The 14,766-nt window shown below is 71.7% G+C and carries 15 protein-coding genes; 8 read left to right on the top strand and 7 right to left on the bottom strand.

Annotation, left to right across the window (positions count from 1 at the left end; all coding sequences use genetic code 11):
- Positions 1-126: 126 nt before the first annotated feature.
- The 6 genes from sdhC (at position 127) to ACW9J6_RS21250 (ending at position 5,292) form a co-directional block, all read left to right on the top strand.
- On the top strand, positions 127-528 hold the full coding sequence (gene sdhC, locus ACW9J6_RS21275; protein WP_457118510.1) for a succinate dehydrogenase, cytochrome b556 subunit: 402 nt from the start codon (positions 127-129) through the stop codon (positions 526-528).
- Between the two features lie 14 nt (positions 529-542).
- Positions 543-956, top strand: coding sequence for a succinate dehydrogenase, hydrophobic membrane anchor protein (gene sdhD / locus ACW9J6_RS21270; protein ID WP_457118509.1), 414 nt, complete (start codon positions 543-545; stop codon positions 954-956).
- A 25-nt stretch (positions 957-981) separates the two neighbouring features.
- On the top strand, positions 982-2,808 hold the full coding sequence (gene sdhA / locus ACW9J6_RS21265) for a succinate dehydrogenase flavoprotein subunit (RefSeq protein WP_457118508.1): 1,827 nt from the start codon (positions 982-984) through the stop codon (positions 2,806-2,808).
- 28 nt (positions 2,809-2,836) lie between these two features.
- Positions 2,837-3,658 (top strand): class I SAM-dependent methyltransferase, encoded by an 822-nt coding sequence (locus tag ACW9J6_RS21260; protein WP_457118507.1) that lies wholly within the window; start codon positions 2,837-2,839, stop codon positions 3,656-3,658.
- Between the two features lie 23 nt (positions 3,659-3,681).
- Positions 3,682-4,461: a succinate dehydrogenase iron-sulfur subunit gene (locus ACW9J6_RS21255; RefSeq protein WP_457118506.1), complete on the top strand. Its 780-nt coding sequence runs from the start codon at positions 3,682-3,684 to the stop codon at positions 4,459-4,461.
- 210 nt (positions 4,462-4,671) lie between these two features.
- A complete protein-coding gene (locus tag ACW9J6_RS21250) occupies positions 4,672-5,292 on the top strand; it encodes an AprI/Inh family metalloprotease inhibitor (RefSeq protein WP_457118505.1) in 621 nt (206 codons plus the stop codon).
- A gap of 85 nt (positions 5,293-5,377) precedes the next feature.
- Here the strand turns inward: ACW9J6_RS21250 and ACW9J6_RS21245 are convergent, their stop codons facing one another.
- Together ACW9J6_RS21245 and ACW9J6_RS21240 are read right to left on the bottom strand one after the other, a co-directional pair.
- Positions 5,378-5,719 (bottom strand): helix-turn-helix domain-containing protein, encoded by a 342-nt coding sequence (locus tag ACW9J6_RS21245; RefSeq protein WP_457118504.1) that lies wholly within the window; start codon positions 5,717-5,719, stop codon positions 5,378-5,380.
- Positions 5,720-5,747: 28 nt separating this feature from the next.
- Complete coding sequence (locus ACW9J6_RS21240) at positions 5,748-7,226, bottom strand: methyl-accepting chemotaxis protein (RefSeq protein WP_457118503.1); 1,479 nt, start codon at positions 7,224-7,226, stop codon at positions 5,748-5,750.
- A gap of 347 nt (positions 7,227-7,573) precedes the next feature.
- Here ACW9J6_RS21240 and ACW9J6_RS21235 point away from each other — a divergent pair, with 347 nt between their 5' ends.
- Positions 7,574-8,569, top strand: coding sequence for a helix-turn-helix transcriptional regulator (locus ACW9J6_RS21235; protein WP_457118502.1), 996 nt, complete (start codon positions 7,574-7,576; stop codon positions 8,567-8,569).
- An 88-nt stretch (positions 8,570-8,657) separates the two neighbouring features.
- Here ACW9J6_RS21235 and ACW9J6_RS21230 read toward each other — a convergent pair whose 3' ends face one another.
- The 3 genes from ACW9J6_RS21230 to ACW9J6_RS21220 all read right to left on the bottom strand — a co-directional run bounded on the left by ACW9J6_RS21230 (position 8,658) and on the right by ACW9J6_RS21220 (position 11,640).
- Positions 8,658-9,005, bottom strand: coding sequence for an outer membrane protein (locus ACW9J6_RS21230; RefSeq protein ID WP_457118501.1), 348 nt, complete (start codon positions 9,003-9,005; stop codon positions 8,658-8,660).
- A gap of 345 nt (positions 9,006-9,350) precedes the next feature.
- Positions 9,351-9,989, bottom strand: coding sequence for an NYN domain-containing protein (locus ACW9J6_RS21225; protein ID WP_457118500.1), 639 nt, complete (start codon positions 9,987-9,989; stop codon positions 9,351-9,353).
- Between the two features lie 361 nt (positions 9,990-10,350).
- Positions 10,351-11,640: an NRAMP family divalent metal transporter gene (locus ACW9J6_RS21220; RefSeq protein WP_457118499.1), complete on the bottom strand. Its 1,290-nt coding sequence runs from the start codon at positions 11,638-11,640 to the stop codon at positions 10,351-10,353.
- Between the two features lie 213 nt (positions 11,641-11,853).
- Here ACW9J6_RS21220 and ACW9J6_RS21215 point away from each other — a divergent pair, with 213 nt between their 5' ends.
- Positions 11,854-12,069 (top strand): hypothetical protein, encoded by a 216-nt coding sequence (locus ACW9J6_RS21215; RefSeq protein ID WP_457118498.1) that lies wholly within the window; start codon positions 11,854-11,856, stop codon positions 12,067-12,069.
- A gap of 40 nt (positions 12,070-12,109) precedes the next feature.
- Here the strand turns inward: ACW9J6_RS21215 and ACW9J6_RS21210 are convergent, their stop codons facing one another.
- Positions 12,110-13,054, bottom strand: a complete 945-nt coding sequence (locus ACW9J6_RS21210) for a helix-turn-helix domain-containing protein (RefSeq protein WP_457118497.1) — start codon at positions 13,052-13,054, stop codon at positions 12,110-12,112.
- A 79-nt stretch (positions 13,055-13,133) separates the two neighbouring features.
- Complete coding sequence (locus tag ACW9J6_RS21205) at positions 13,134-14,675, bottom strand: outer membrane beta-barrel protein (protein WP_457118496.1); 1,542 nt, start codon at positions 14,673-14,675, stop codon at positions 13,134-13,136.
- Positions 14,676-14,766: the final 91 nt, after the last annotated feature.

The raw sequence follows: 14,766 nt of genomic DNA, 5'->3' as shown, positions 1-14,766 counted from the left end.
CTTTTCCTTTTTTCCGGTTTCGGCGCGGGTGGGGGATTCTCCCGGGCCGCCCCGTGACGGAGCCGGCAGGACTCCTAGTTTAGAGCCGGACCAGCAACCGGGCGCTCACGGAGCAAGGATCGCATCATGGCCGAAATCGTCAGGCCCGCCGTGGCCCGACCGCTCTCGCCGCATCTCCAGATCTACCGCTGGACCTGGACCATGGCGATGTCGGTGGCCCACCGACTCACCGGGATCGCCCTCTACGGCGGCACCGCGCTGGTGGCGATCTGGCTCGTCGCCCTGGCGTCCGGCCGCGGCGCCTACGATCCGGTGGCCTGGCTCTACGGCTCGATCCTCGGGCGGCTCGTCATCTTCGCCTATACGTGGATCCTGCTGCACCACATGCTGGGCGGCATCCGCCACCTGGTCTGGGATTTCGGCCACGGCATGGAGCCGGGCACCCGCATCGCCATGGCGAAGTACACGCTGGTCGGCTCGGCCGCGCTCACGATCGTGATCTGGGCCGCCGCCCTGCTGGCGCGCTAGAAGGAACCGCGTCCATGGTCGACAACCGTCCCGAGGCCACCCGCACCATCCGCACCTCCTACGCCCGGGTGCAGGGGCTCGGCCCCGCCCATCACGGCGTCGGCGAGTGGTGGCTGCACCGCGTCACCGCGGTCGCCAACGTGCCGCTGATCCTGTCCTTCGTGTTGATCGTGGCGCTCTGCGCCGGCCGCCCCTACGAGGAGGCGGTGCGCCTCGTCTCGCACCCGCTCGTGGCGATCCTGCTCATCCTGGGCGTCCTCTCGGTGACGAACCACATGCGGATGGGCCTGCAGATCGTGATCGAGGACTACGTCCACGACCGCGGGCTGAAGATCGCCGCGGTCATCGCCAACACCTTCTACACCACCGTCGTCGCGGTCGCCTGCCTGTACGCCATCGTGCGGATCAGCCTGCGCACCCTCGTCTGACGCCCAACCCCCGGGAACCCCAGCCATGGCCACCACCGGAACCGCCGCGCCGGCCCAGAACGGCAAGGCGTACCCCATCGTCGACCACAGCTTCGACGTCGTCGTCGTCGGCGCCGGCGGCGCGGGCCTGCGCGCCACGGTCGGCTGCAGCCAGGCGGGCTTGCGCACCGCCTGCATCACCAAGGTCTTCCCGACCCGCTCGCACACGGTGGCGGCGCAGGGCGGCATCTCGGCCTCGCTCGGCAACATGGGCCCGGACGACTGGCGCTGGCACATGTACGACACCGTGAAGGGGTCGGACTGGCTCGGCGACCAGGACGCGATCGAGTACCTCGTGCGCAACGCGCCGGCGGCGGTCTACGAGCTGGAGCACTGGGGCGTGCCCTTCTCGCGCACGCAAGAGGGCAAGATCTACCAGCGGCCCTTCGGCGGCATGACCACCGATTACGGCAAGGGCACCGCCCAGCGCACCTGCGCGGCGGCCGACCGCACCGGCCACGCCATGCTCCACACCCTCTACGGGCAGGCGGTCAAGAACCGGACCAACTTCTTCATCGAGTACTTCGCCCTCGACCTGATCATGGACGAGGAGGGCCGCTGCCGCGGCGTGATCGCCCTCGACCAGTCGACGGGCGAGATCCACCGCTTCCGGGCCGCCATGACCATCCTGGCGACGGGCGGCTACGGGCGCGCCTACTTCTCGGCGACCTCGGCCCATACCTGCACGGGCGACGGCAACGCCATGGTGCTGCGCGCCGGCCTCGCGCTGGAGGACATGGAGTTCGTGCAGTTCCACCCGACCGGCATCTACGGGGCGGGCTGCCTGATCACCGAGGGCGCTCGCGGCGAGGGCGGCTACCTCACCAATTCGGAGGGCGAGCGCTTCATGGAGCGCTACGCGCCGTCCGCCAAGGACCTCGCCTCCCGCGACGTGGTCTCCCGCTCCATGACCATGGAGATCCGCGGCGGCCGCGGCGTCGGCAAGGGCCGGGATCACATCTACCTGCACCTCGACCACCTCGACCCCAAGATCCTGCACGAGCGCCTGCCCGGCATCTCGGAATCCGCCAAGATCTTCGCGGGCGTCGACGTGACCAAGGAGCCGATCCCGGTGCTGCCGACCGTGCACTACAACATGGGCGGCATCCCGACGAACTATCACGGCGAGGTGCTGACCCTGCGGGACGGCAACCCGGACTACGTGGTGCCGGGCCTGATGGCGATCGGCGAGGCGGCCTGCGTGTCGGTGCACGGGGCGAACCGCCTCGGCTCGAACTCGCTCATCGACCTCGTGGTGTTCGGCCGCGCGGCGGGCCTGCGCTGCGCCGAGACCGTGGAGGCGAACGGCCGCCTGCCCGACCTGCCCAAGGACTCGGCCGACAAGGCGCTCGCCCGCCTGGACCGCTTCCGCTACGCCTCGGGCGGCACCGCCACCGCGGAGCTGCGCCTCGACATGCAGAAGACCATGCAGAACAACTGCGCGGTCTTCCGCACCGGCGAGGTGCTGGAGGAGGGCAAGCACCTCATCCACAAGGTCTGGTCGGGCATCGACGACATCCGGGTCACCGACCGCTCCCTGGTCTGGAACACCGACCTCCTGGAGACGCTCGAATTCGACAACCTGATCGGACAGGCGGTCGTGACCATGGAATCGGCCGGCAACCGGACCGAGTCCCGCGGCGCCCATGCCCGCGAGGACTTCCCGGACCGCGACGACAAGGAGTGGATGAAGCACACGCTCGCCTGGCTCGACGCCGAGGGCCGCAAGGTCACGATCGACTACCGGCCGGTCCACACCTACACGATGTCGAACGACATCGCCTATATCGAGCCGAAGGCCCGGGTCTATTGAGCGGGGGCGCGCGGGCCGGGGGCGAGCCATGCTGAAGTGGATGCGCCGGGCGCGGCCCGCGGCCTCGCCCGACTTCCTGCGGGCGGGCGCGCCGGCCGCGCCCCCGGCCTCCTGGCAGGTGATCCTGGAGGGGGCTTCGGCCGGCGATCTCACCGCGGAGCGCGACCGCGTCCACAATCCGATGCGGGACGCCTATTTCGCGCAGAACGACGACGCGGAGTGCCGCGTCGCGTCGAAATGGACCCACTACCTCGACGCCTACGACCGGCACCTGTCGCGCTACCGGGGCCGGCCGGTGCGGCTCCTGGAGATCGGCGTCAACCACGGCGGCTCGCTGCAGGTCTGGCGGCGCTATCTCGGGCCCGAGGCGGTGATCCACGGCCTCGACATCGACCCGCGCTGCGCCACGGTCGGCGGCCCCGACGTGACCATCCACATCGGCAGCCAGACCGACACCGCCCTGCTGCGGCGGGTCGCCGAGGCGATGGGCGGGATCGACGTGGTGATCGACGACGGCAGTCACGTCAGCGCCCACCAGATCGCCAGTTTCGAGACCCTCTACCCGCTGGTCGCGCCGGACGGCGTCTACGCGGTGGAGGACGTGCACTGCTCCTACTGGCCGGAGGTCGGCGGGGGCCTGCGGGCGCCCGGCGCCTTCATGGAATACGCCAAGGACCTGCTCGACCGCCTGCACGCCCGCTACGTGCGCGATCCCGACCCGGAGCCGCGCGACCCCGGCTTCGCCGACGTGACGGAGTCGATCGCCTTCTACGACAGCCTCGTGGTGTTCGAGAAGCGGGCGAGGGGACCGGCGCGGGCGATCCCGGTCGGGTACCGGACGCTGGATTGATTCTTTCGGAGCCTCTTCATCCCATGGCCCAGTTCAACCTTCCCAAGAACTCGACCTATTCCGAGGGCAAGACCTGGCCGAAGCCGGCCGGGGCGCACCTGCAGGAATTCCGGATCTACCGCTGGAACCAGGACGACGGCGCCAATCCGCGCATCGACACCTACTATGTCGACCGCGACGATTGCGGGCCGATGGTCCTCGACGCGCTGCTCTGGATCAAGAACAAGGTCGATCCGACCCTGACCTTCCGGCGCTCGTGCCGCGAGGGCATCTGCGGCTCCTGCGCCATGAACATCATGGGGCAGAACACGCTCGCCTGCACGCTCGGCATCGACGACTGCCAATCGGGTCAGATCAAGATCTACCCGCTGCCGCACATGCCGGTGCTGAAGGACCTGGTGCCGGACCTGTCGGCCTTCTTCGCCCAGCACGCGGCGATCGAGCCCTGGCTGCAGACCGAGACGCCCGCCCCCGAGAAGGAGTGGCGCCAGACCCCCGAGGACCGCGCCCGCCTCGACGGGCTCTACGAGTGCATCCTCTGCGCCTGCTGCACCACCTCCTGCCCGAGCTACTGGTGGAACGGCGACCGCTTCCTCGGCCCGGCGGCCCTGCTCCAGGCCTATCGCTGGTTGATCGACAGCCGCGACGAGCACACGGGCGAGCGGCTCGACATCCTGCACGACCCGTTCCGGCTCTACCGCTGCCACACGATCATGAACTGCGCCAACACCTGCCCCAAGGGCCTGAACCCGGCCAAGGCCATCGCCGAGATCAAGAAGATGATGGTGACCCGGGAGGTCTGAGCGGCGCAGCGTCGCGCCGCACGCCTGAGCGAAGCCGGTCTGCGCGTCGCGAAGCAATCGATCGAAAACCGTGTGACGAATCACTGCGGCCTCCCGGCCACAGTGTCGCGAAAAGGCGCCCACGGGCGCCTTTGTCGTTCGGGGCGGCCCTGCGGCCGCCTTCGGGCGCGCGTATCTCGGCGGAAACACCCCTCCTGTCCGGGATCCGTGATGCCGCGTTCGACCCTCCGTTCCGTCGCCGTGCGGGCGCTCGCTCTCACCGCGCTCGCCGCGAGCCTGGGGGCCTGCGCCTCCTCGCGCTTCGAGGCGCCGGCGCCGCGCCTCGCCGCCCGCCAGGCGCGGCCGGCCGTGCCGGAGGCCGAGCCCGATCTCGGCGCGCCCGGGCTCGCGGCGGGTCCGGTGACCTCGGCCCCCCTGGCGCCCCCGCCGGGCGCCAGCGCGGCGCCGCCCGAGGTGGCGGCCAATCCGGGCGGCCCGATCCTGGCGGAGCCGAATCCGGCGCCGGTGCAGCAGCAGGCCGCCGTCGCGCCCCCGCCCCCGGTGGCGAGCGGCGGGCGCTCCGGGGTGGTGGGCGGCTGGACCGCCAAGGACGCCACGGGGGCGAGCTGCCGCCTCACGCTCGCCTCGACGCCGGCCCTCGACCTCTACAAGGCGCAGGCGACCGGCTGCACCAACAAGGACCTCGCCAAGGTCACGGCCTGGGATTACCGCGACGGGGAGGTCTACCTCTACCAGCCGGGCGGCACCGTGACGGCGCGCCTGCGCGCGGCGGGCGGCGCCTTGGACGGGGCGCTGTCGAAGTCCGGCGCGCCGCTCTCGCTGGTGCGGTGAGCCCGGACGCCGCGGCCGTGGACCGCCGGAACGCGCCCGGCGGCCCGGTCCCGGCGCGCGGACGGCGACGCCGGCACGACGTCGATCACGGCCGCTGCGACAGGCCGATCGCCAGGATGCTGCCGTCCACCGTCTTGAAGACGATCCCGTGCCGCCGCAGGGCCGTGACGGCGCGCCGGCGCGCCAGGGCGGACGTGCGGCCGCCGCGATTTTCCAGCCGGCGAACCGTCGACAGCGACAGGCCGCTGGTCTCGGCGAGTTGCTGCATCGACCAGCCCAGTAGCGCGCGCCCGGCCCGGACATGCGCCCCGCCGGCGCGCGCGGCGATCTCGTCGTCGCTCAACACCACGTCGGTCGATCGGGCGTCCGGCGGCGGGGGATCGTCCCACCGGATGCGACGCATGATCTGAAACGCGCTGCCGCGCATCCATCTGGCCATGGTTCGCGGCCGCCGGTCAGGCGATCGAGCGGGAGATGTCGCGCACCTCCTGCGTCCCGCGGTCGACCTGCGCGATGGCGCTCGCGATGGCGCTGACGCCCTCGGCGATGCGGGCGGCCCCCTGGGAGGCGACCTGCATCGAGCCCGACATCTCGCGCGTCACGGCGGCCTGCTCCTCGACGGCGGCGGAGATCGCGGCCGCGATCCCGTCGAGCGTCTGGATGGTCGTCCGAATCGTCCCGATGGCACCGACGGCCCCCTCCGTCGCCGCGCGGGCGGCGCCGATCCGCAGGCGGATGTCGTCCGTCGCACGGGCCGTCTGCCCGGCCAGCGCCTTCACCTCGGCGGCCACGACCGCGAAGCCGCGGCCCGCCTCACCGGCCCGCGCCGCCTCGATGGTGGCGTTGAGCGCCAGCAGGTTCGTCTGCGCCGCGATGGTCTGGATCAGGCCGACGACCGCCCCGATCTGGTCGGCCTGGACGCTCAGGCCCGCCACGATCTCGCCGGTCTGCCGGGACTGCGCCACCGCCTCCCGGGAGATGCAGGAGGCGTGGCCGACCTGCTGGCTGATCTCGGCCACCGAGGCGGCCAGTTCCTCGGCGCCCGCCGCCACGGCCTGGATCTCGCCGGAGACCCGCGCGACCGCGCCGGCCGCGTCGCTGCTCTGGCGGGTGACCCCGCTGATCGCGTCGCCGACGACGCTCAGGCTGTCGGCGATGACCCGGCCCGCCTCGGCGCGCTGCTGCCGCTGACGCACCTGCGGCGTGACGTCGGTGGCGAACTTCACCACGCGCAGGACGCGTCCCAGCGGGTCGAGGACGGGATTGTAGGTCGCCTGGATCCAGACCTCGCGCCCACCCTTGCCGATCCGCCTGTACTCGGCCGCCTGGAACTCGCCGCGGGCCAGGGCCGTCCAGAACGCCCGGTAGGCGTCCGTCGCGCGCTCGGCATCGTCGACGAAGATCCCGTGGTGGCGGCCCTTGATCTCGTCGAGCCGGTATCCCACCGCGTCGAGGAAATTCTGGTTGGCGTCCTCGATCTCGCCGGCCGGCGAGAACACGATCACGGCCTGGGATCGATCGAGCGCCGCCGTGATCCCCTCGGACGCGGCGCGCCTCAGCTTCGAGCCCGTGACGTCGATGGCGATCGCGACCACGCTCTCGACCGTGCCGTCGCGCCCGACACACGGCGTGTAGCTGGCGTGGAGCCAGACCTCGCGCCCGCCCTTGGCCACGCGCAGGACCTCGCCGGAGTGGGCGACGCCCCGGCGCAGATCGTCCCAGAAGGCCGCGTGGGCCGGGCCGCCCCGCTCGGCGGGCGGAACGAACACGCCGTGATGCCGTCCCCGCACCTCGCCGAGGCCGTAGCCCATCAGCGACAGGAAGTTGGCGTTGGCCGTCCGGACGACGCCGTCCGGTCCGAACTCGGCGATGGCCTGCGAGCGGTGGAGCGCGGCCAGGATCGTGCGCGCGGTGGGCCGGTGACAGTCAAACATTCTGCTTCCTCAGCGGAAATTAGATGCGCAATCCTCGTGCCGCTCTGCGGCGCCGTGATGTTCAGCCTATCTATAGCAAACTTACCATTTATAACATATTAATTCAAGTATTTCGCAAACGTTGTACTTGATTTCGCAAAAATGATACTTCTGTGAGAGTGGACAAGGTGGGAAATGACGGGTATTGCGGGGGTGCGCTCGGGCCTGCGGGGGGAGCCGGATCCCGCCGGTCGGGGCGGCGGGAGGACCGGTCGACATGTCACCTGCGCCGCGCAGATCCGCCCGATGCGCGACGGGAACCCGCCTGGCCGCGGGCCTCGCTGCACTGACCTCGCCGCCGGGCCACCATGCCCGAGCCTGAGAACGCCCCCGCGACGTGGCGTCCGCAGCACTACTTCCGCCACCACCTCGGCGGCAGGCAGGCGCTCGATCGCCTGAACGCGCAGGGGGGCATCGCGGTCGCGTTCCGCCCCTCGGGCGACGCCGTTCCGGATCTGCGGATCGAGGGCGGCCAGAGCCGCACCATGAGCCTGTGGCTCACGCACTCGGCCAGCGGCTTCCTGAGCGTGCCGAAGCTCGACGCGGACCTGGTCACCGTCCGCTTCGTGACCAGCGGCCAGATGATCTGGCGGGACCGCCGCGGCGAGCGGATCGCCCACCCGGGCCGCGCGATGATCGTCCCGTTCGAGGCCATGCGTTGCGCGGAGGCTTCGGCGCATTTCGCCGCCCTGAGCGGCACGATCACGCGCGCGGCGCTCAGGGCCGCCCACCACGCGCTCGAGGGTCGCGACCAGACGGGCGAGCCGGCGCTCGAGGCGCTCGCTCCGGCCGACACGGCGCCGATGAGATCCCTCCTGATGAGCCTGCGCCAGATGCATCGGAGGCTCGGCCACATCGACCCGTGCGACGATCTGTTCTTTCCGCTGTTGGAGGAGATCGTGAGCTACCAGATCCTGTCCTGCTGGCCGCGGCGCGGTGCCGAGGCCGGGAGGGCCGGCTCAGGCGCGTCGTCGGCGCATGTTCGGACCGCCGTGCAGTTCATCCACGCCCATCTCGGCCAGGCCCTGCGACTGAGCGACGTGGCGGCGGCGGCGGGCATCAGCGTCCGCATGCTGCAGATCGCGTTCAAGCGGGAACTCGGCCTGACACCCCTCGGCTACGTCATCGAGCAGCGCCTGCTGCGCGTCCATGCCGACCTCCGCGACGAGGCCGAGGCGGGTTCGACCATCGCCGACCTGGCCCGCCGGTGGGGCTTCGTGCACATGAGCGACTTCGCGCAGCGGTACCGAAGGCGATTCGGCTGCACGCCGATCGAGACGCGCCGGACTCGCGGCCTGTCGTAGGGTCGCGACCGGACCGCCCCGCCGCTCCGAGGTTTCGATGCTGCCGCCTTATCCGCGATGAACCGGTCTCCCGTCGTCGGACACGGCCCTAGCGCAGGCCGCCCCCGACCACGCTCGCCTCGACCCCGAGGGTGAGCCGGTCGGTGACCGCCCATTCGACCCCGACGCCCGCATCGGGCCGCACCGCGAGGGCGTCCCGGGAGAAGGGGGCCGAGACCGGGCTCGCGCCCACGCGCAGGGTCTCGTGGACGGCGGCGGCGCCGGCCTTGGCGTAGAGCAGCACGTCCGGCGTGAGCAGGGCGCCGACCTTCACCTGCAGGCCGCCCGCGAAGTCGCGCGTGAGTGCGAGGCGGCCCGGACCCGGGAGGCCGCCCGCCGCGGCGAGGTAGTCGAACCCGCCGACGATGCCGTAAACGAATCGGCCCTCCTGCCACATCCGGCCGCCCTCGAACCCGAGGGTCGGCCCGGCATAGCTGCCGAAGTGCTTGGAGGAGACGGCCTCGAACCCCGTCGAGAGACCCGCGTAGGAGCCCGCCCAGCGGCCCTCGCCGCCGCTGCCGGGCGGCCGGGGCCACGCGAAGGAGGGCAGGGGAGTGAAGCCGAGGAACGGCCCGACGTCCTGCGCGGCGGCGGGGACCGCCGGCAGCGCGCAGGCACCGACGAGGAGGCAGGCCGCGAGGCGGAGCCGCGGCCGAAGGGGGGGCGGGGCTGATCATGGGCGCAGGATAGCCCATGGCCACGCTCGGAGACAGCCCGGGCCGCGTCGCGGGCCGGCCCGCATTCAGAGCCACGGCCACACGAGCGGCTTGGCATTCCGCTTGAGCTCGGCCGGCAACGACGCCTGGGGATTTCGCAAATTGTTCGTCTGCACGAATGTTATATTGTCGTAGTAATCATCGAGATAGATCTTCTTTATGTTGCCTGTGTATTCCGCCAGCAATCCGTTGTACCGTCCGGTCATGCCGTCGGAGAAGGCCCAGATCTCGACTTTCCAGCCGTGCCGCAGGGCGCGGCGGGCCTGGCTGTAGAAGCTCGTGCCGAACTCCGAATCCCGGCCATCGCCGCTGACGATCACGAGCGATTGCTCTCCCGAATAATCAAGTATGGCATTGGCGATGATAAGATGGGAAAACTCGTCGACGCCCTGCTCTGAGGTGGAGTTATCGTCATTGAGGATGCGTTTCAAGATATAAGTATGATAGCCTCGGCTCCGCGCCTTTTCCCAGACGGCGCCTGCGGTATTCTTCTGTGATCCGACCAGCGCCCGTGTCATCACTTCGGACCGGTTTTCGAGAAGATCAAAAAAATTATCGAGGTGCATCCGGATGCCGAACCACGGTACGTTCGGCTCCAGACGAGCCGCTGCGCTGGTGAGCGTGTGATAGACGTTCGAGTTATCGATCACGATATGCCGCGCCATGATGATTGTCGTCCTTGAACGTCTTTAAGCACTCGATGCCGTGCGGGCTTCTCGTCCCGGCAACGGGTGCCGTCGCTCTCCCCGACGAGGCCGGCCGATGACGCCTGCGGCCATCGCAGGCGGCTCCGCAGCGGCCGGCGGGCGCACACGCGGCTGTAGTCCATGACCTGTCCTGCCGCCAAGCCGGCGTGATACGCTGCGCTGCCGCTCGGGCAGCCGTCGCCCGCTCACGAGGGGAGAGGCCGCCGGCATCGCCGCGGATCCTCCGCCAGACCCGGTGCCGCGGCGGTCTCATCGTCTGCGCGCAGGGGTCGTGACGGCGGGGGTTCCTCCGCCGAGCCGCCTCCGCGCGGATGGCGGATCAGAGGAGCCACGTCGCCACCAGGCCGGCGGTGGCCGCGAAGGTGACCAGGGTGGTAGCAAAGCCCATCGCGTTCGTCAGCCACCCGTTCACCCGCTCGCCCATGATCCCGCGGTCGTTCGTCATCAGCATCATCAGCAGCAGGAGCGGGGGCACCGAGAAGCCCTGCACCACGCCCGACCAGACGAGCGCGCGCATCGGGTTGAAGCCCAGGAAGTTCAGCCCGGCGGCCAGCGCCGTCACGGCCGCGATGGTGCCGTAGAACAGCTTCGCCTCGCCGGGACGGTCGTGCAGGCTGCCCCGCGCGCCGACCCCCTGCACGAGGTCGTAGGCCGCGCCCGTGGTCATCACCGGGACCGCCAGGAAGCCGACCCCGATCACGCCGAGGGCGAACAGGAGCTTCGCCCCCTCGCCCGCGAGGGGCGCGAGCGCCGCCGCGGCCTGGGCGGCGCTGTCGATCTCCGTCTGGCCCGCCGGGTGCAGCGTCGCCCCGGTGGACAGGATGACGAAGTAGAGGATCACGTTCGAGAACAGCATCCCGACCACCACGTCGCGGCGCGTCGCCCGCAACTCCGCGTCGGTGGCGCCCTTGCGCTGCCGGAGGGTGCGGCGCCCCTGGGCGATCTCCTCCTCGACCTCCTGGTTCGACTGCCACGTGTAGATGTAGGCCGAGAGCGAGGTGCCGATGCAGGCCACGATCATCGCCAGGAACTCGGCGTCGAGGCGGATCCGCGGCACCAGGGTGCCGCGCAGGACCGCGCCGAGATCGGGCCGCGCCATCACGGCGGCGGCCCCGTAGGCGAACAGCGCGAGCGCGAGCCAGCGGAAGAGCCGGCGCAGCAGGGCGTAGGAGCCGAGGATCTGGAAGCCCAGGATCACGGCCGCGCTGGCGACCACGATCAGCGGGACCGGCAGCGGCAGGACGAGATTGAGCGCGGCCCCGATCCCGCCGAGATTGGCGGCGGCCTCGATGACGTTGCCCAGGAAGGCGCCGAGCACCAGCGGGTAGAGCACGGCGCGCGGGTAGCGGTCGCGCACGATCGCGAACAGGCCCTTGCCGTAGACCTGCCCGAGCTTGGCCGACACGTACACGACGACGACCATCATCGGCAGCAGCACCGGGGCGACCCACAGGAAGCCGAGGCCGAACTTGGCGCCCGCGCTCGCGTAGGTGCCGATGGCCGAAGGGTCGTCGTCCGCCGCCCCGGTGATCACGCCGGTGCCGAGGAGGCGCGCGAGCGCCCGCCCGCGCGCCGGCCGCGCCTGCTCGTCTCGAACGGGTTGGCCCATCGCTCCCCACCTCCTGGACGCGATAGGCCCAACGGACCGTGAGGCCCTGGGTTCGCGGGGACGCCCCGGGATGCGCCGGCCCCGACGCCGGGCCTCCCGCCCTGATCGGGACGCAGAGCCAAGAGATCGGGACGCGGGGCCGCTTCCGCGGCGGCGCGCCCCAGTGTCTGCTGCGCGCGGGGACGATTTCCCCCGGGGCGGTCGACCAGTCCGATGAAGCGCGCGTCACACCTTCCGCGATGGCTGCTGCGGCGCGGCCTCTCCATGCCGACGAAGGTGCGGATCGCGTCCGCGATCGCCCGGGCGGCCCGCGAGGCGCAGGCCGGCGAGGCGCAGGCCGCCCGCGTGGTCGCGTTCCCGGACGCGCCGCCGATCCAGGACAACATTCCGGCCCGGTTCAGGGCGGAGCGGACGCACGCGCCGACCTGACGGACCGCGCACGAGACCCTCGGCGCGCACGGAGTCCCGATCAGCCCCGGACTTGGCGCCGGGCGTCGCGGGGCGTCATCCCGAAGCGGCGCCGGAAGGCGCGGCCGAATCCGGCGGCGTCGCGAAACCCGCAGGCGTGCAGGATCGCGGCGATGGGCTCGCCGTCCCAGGCGGGCGCGGTCAGGCAGGCGCGGGCCCGGTCGAGGCGCGCGTCGCGGATCGCCGCGGCCACGCCCTCGCCGCCGCTCTGGGCCGCGTAGAGCCGCGTCCGGGAAATGCGCAGGGCGGCGCAGATCGCCGCCGGGTCGAGATCCGGATCGTGCAGCCGGCGCTGGATATGGGCTTGGACGAGGGAGCGCAGGCCGGCGGCCGGAAGCTCGGGCTCCGGCCCAGCGGGCCCGCCCTCGACGAGGCCCCGCAGCAGGTGGAGCGCGCCCGCGACCGCGTGGGCGGCCTCATCCTCCGACAGCCGCTCGATCGAGCGGACGAGGGCGCGCAGGTAATCCGCGAAGAGGTCGGCGAGCGCGGTCCCGCCCGCGAAGGTCCGCCCGGCGACGGTCTCGACGCGGCCGACCCGCGCCTCGTAGGCCGCCCGCGGGACGTGGAGGCGCAGTTCCTCGTAAGGCTCGCGGACCCCCGAGGCGAAGGGCCGGTCGAGGCTGACGAGGCCGATCCCGCCCGGCCCGACGAGGCCGCCGCGGCGGCCCTGCTCGTGATGGCCGCTTCCCCTGATGACGAGGCTGAGGCAGACGTCGTCGAGCCCGTCGCGGCGGACGTGCTGGGGCTGCCGCGCGATGGAGAGGGGGCTGCTGCGGGTGTGGATCAGGGTTGCGTGCCGGGACACCGCCAGCAGGCGCGCCGCCCGGAACCGGCCCGTCTCCCCGACCGCGTCCACGGCGACACGGGCGAGCGCGGTGCTCCGCCAGTAGTCGAAGGCCTGTTCGGGCGCGACCGCTTCGGTCGATTGGCGGGTGACGAGAACCATCGGCGCGGGAAGCCCGGATCACGGCCTGTGCGACGACCAATCCGGCGCGGGGCGGTCCCGTTCCCGGGGGCCGCCGCCGTCACGGATTGATCCGCACCCCCACCAGGAAGGTGTCGGAGCTGTAGCTCGATCCCGGCGACGTGCTGTGCAGGTCCTCGTGCGCGTAGCTCGCCCGGATGCCGAGCCAGCGGGTCAAGCGATAATCGGCCTTGAGGCCGACCAGCATGCCGTTCTCGCGGATGCTCACGCCCTGGTAGTCGTTGCTGTAGAGCGAGCCGACGAGGGTCAGGCGCAGGTTGCGCAGGAGGTCGTAGGTGAGTTCCGCCCCGTAGGTCTGGGTCAGGACCCCGCTGGCGTTCTGCAGCACGGTCTCGACCACGCCGGTGCTGGCCGTGAGGCGCAGCGACATCAGCGGCGTCGCCGCCCAGACGAGCGCCCCGTCGAAGACCGGTCCCGTGACGTCGCGCAGGCGATTGTCCGCGTAGCTGCGCTGGAGGTAGCCGCCCGAGACCTCGCCGGTGAGGATCCGCGAGATCTCGAAGGTGCTGCCGCCCCGCACCGTCAGCCCGTCCGAGTCGCGCCGGTAGCCCGCATAGTCGAGCCTGAGGTCGTGGATGCGGGTGTCGACGAGGACATCCGCGAAGGGCATGAAGCCCGGGGTGACCTCGTAGCCGGCGCGCAGGCGCAGCCCGTAGGTGTTGGCGTTCCGCTCGGCCTGGCGCAGGACGCCGCCACTGGCCAGGAGCGCGTCGTCGTAGGATTCGCGCGTGACGAGGCCGCGCAGGGTCAGCTGCAGGCGGTTGAAATCCTGCACCACGCCGACCGCACCGCCATAGGTGGCGACGACCGGGCGCTCGCGCAGGGCCGCGTTGAGGTCGGGGCTGCCGGCGCGCTGGGTCGTCACCAGGTAGTTGCCCTGCACCTCGAAGCGCGTGTCGCGGGAGGCGTCGATGCGCAGCAGGACCGAGCCGTCGCCGTCCGGCCGGTCGGCCGCGTGGTTGTCCGGGAAGGCGCTGTAGCCGCCCCGCAGGGTGCCGGTGAGCGAGTGGGACGACCAGTCGCTCTGGAAGCCGATCTCGCCGTCCGTGCGCAGGGCGGCCGAGCCCTTGCCCTGGGCGGCGCGGTCCGGGTTGGTGTCGTAGCCGACGCCCTGCTGCAGGGCCGGGAACAGCGTCATCGCGCCGACCTTGATGCCGAGCGGCGCGTAGGGATCGCTCGGATCGATCGGACGGCGGCGCAGCAGCGGGGCCGCCAGGATCGGGTCGGGCAGGCCGGTGACCGGTTCCTGCACCACCGGGCGCACCTGCGGCGGGTCGGCGACCGGGGCCTGGACCACGGGCCGGATCACGGCGGCGGTCGGCAACCGGGTCCGCCGCTGCGGCGGCCGGCGCGGCTTCTCGCCCGCGGCGACGGGCCGGGCTGCCGGGGCGGCGCCGCGCAGGAGCGGGGGCGCTTCGCCCGATTCCGCGGGCGCGGCGACGGCCGGGTCGGCGCCCGGAAGCGGGGAGGGGGATTGGGCTGCCGCCGCCCCGGCCGCGAGCAGCACCGCGAGGGCGAGGCCGCCGGCAGCCGATCGCCGCCCCTTTGCGCCACACACCTCGTGCACCGGCTGCTCCGCCATCACCGGTCCTGCGCAGGCAGGGCACCGGATGTCATGGTTAAGACTGGTACAACCGATAGAGTTAAGGACGCGTAACCGAAGGCGGAGCGTG

The sequence above is a fragment of the Methylobacterium sp. JK268 genome (assembly GCF_054052225.1).
This window is presented reverse-complemented; position numbering and strand designations above follow the sequence as displayed.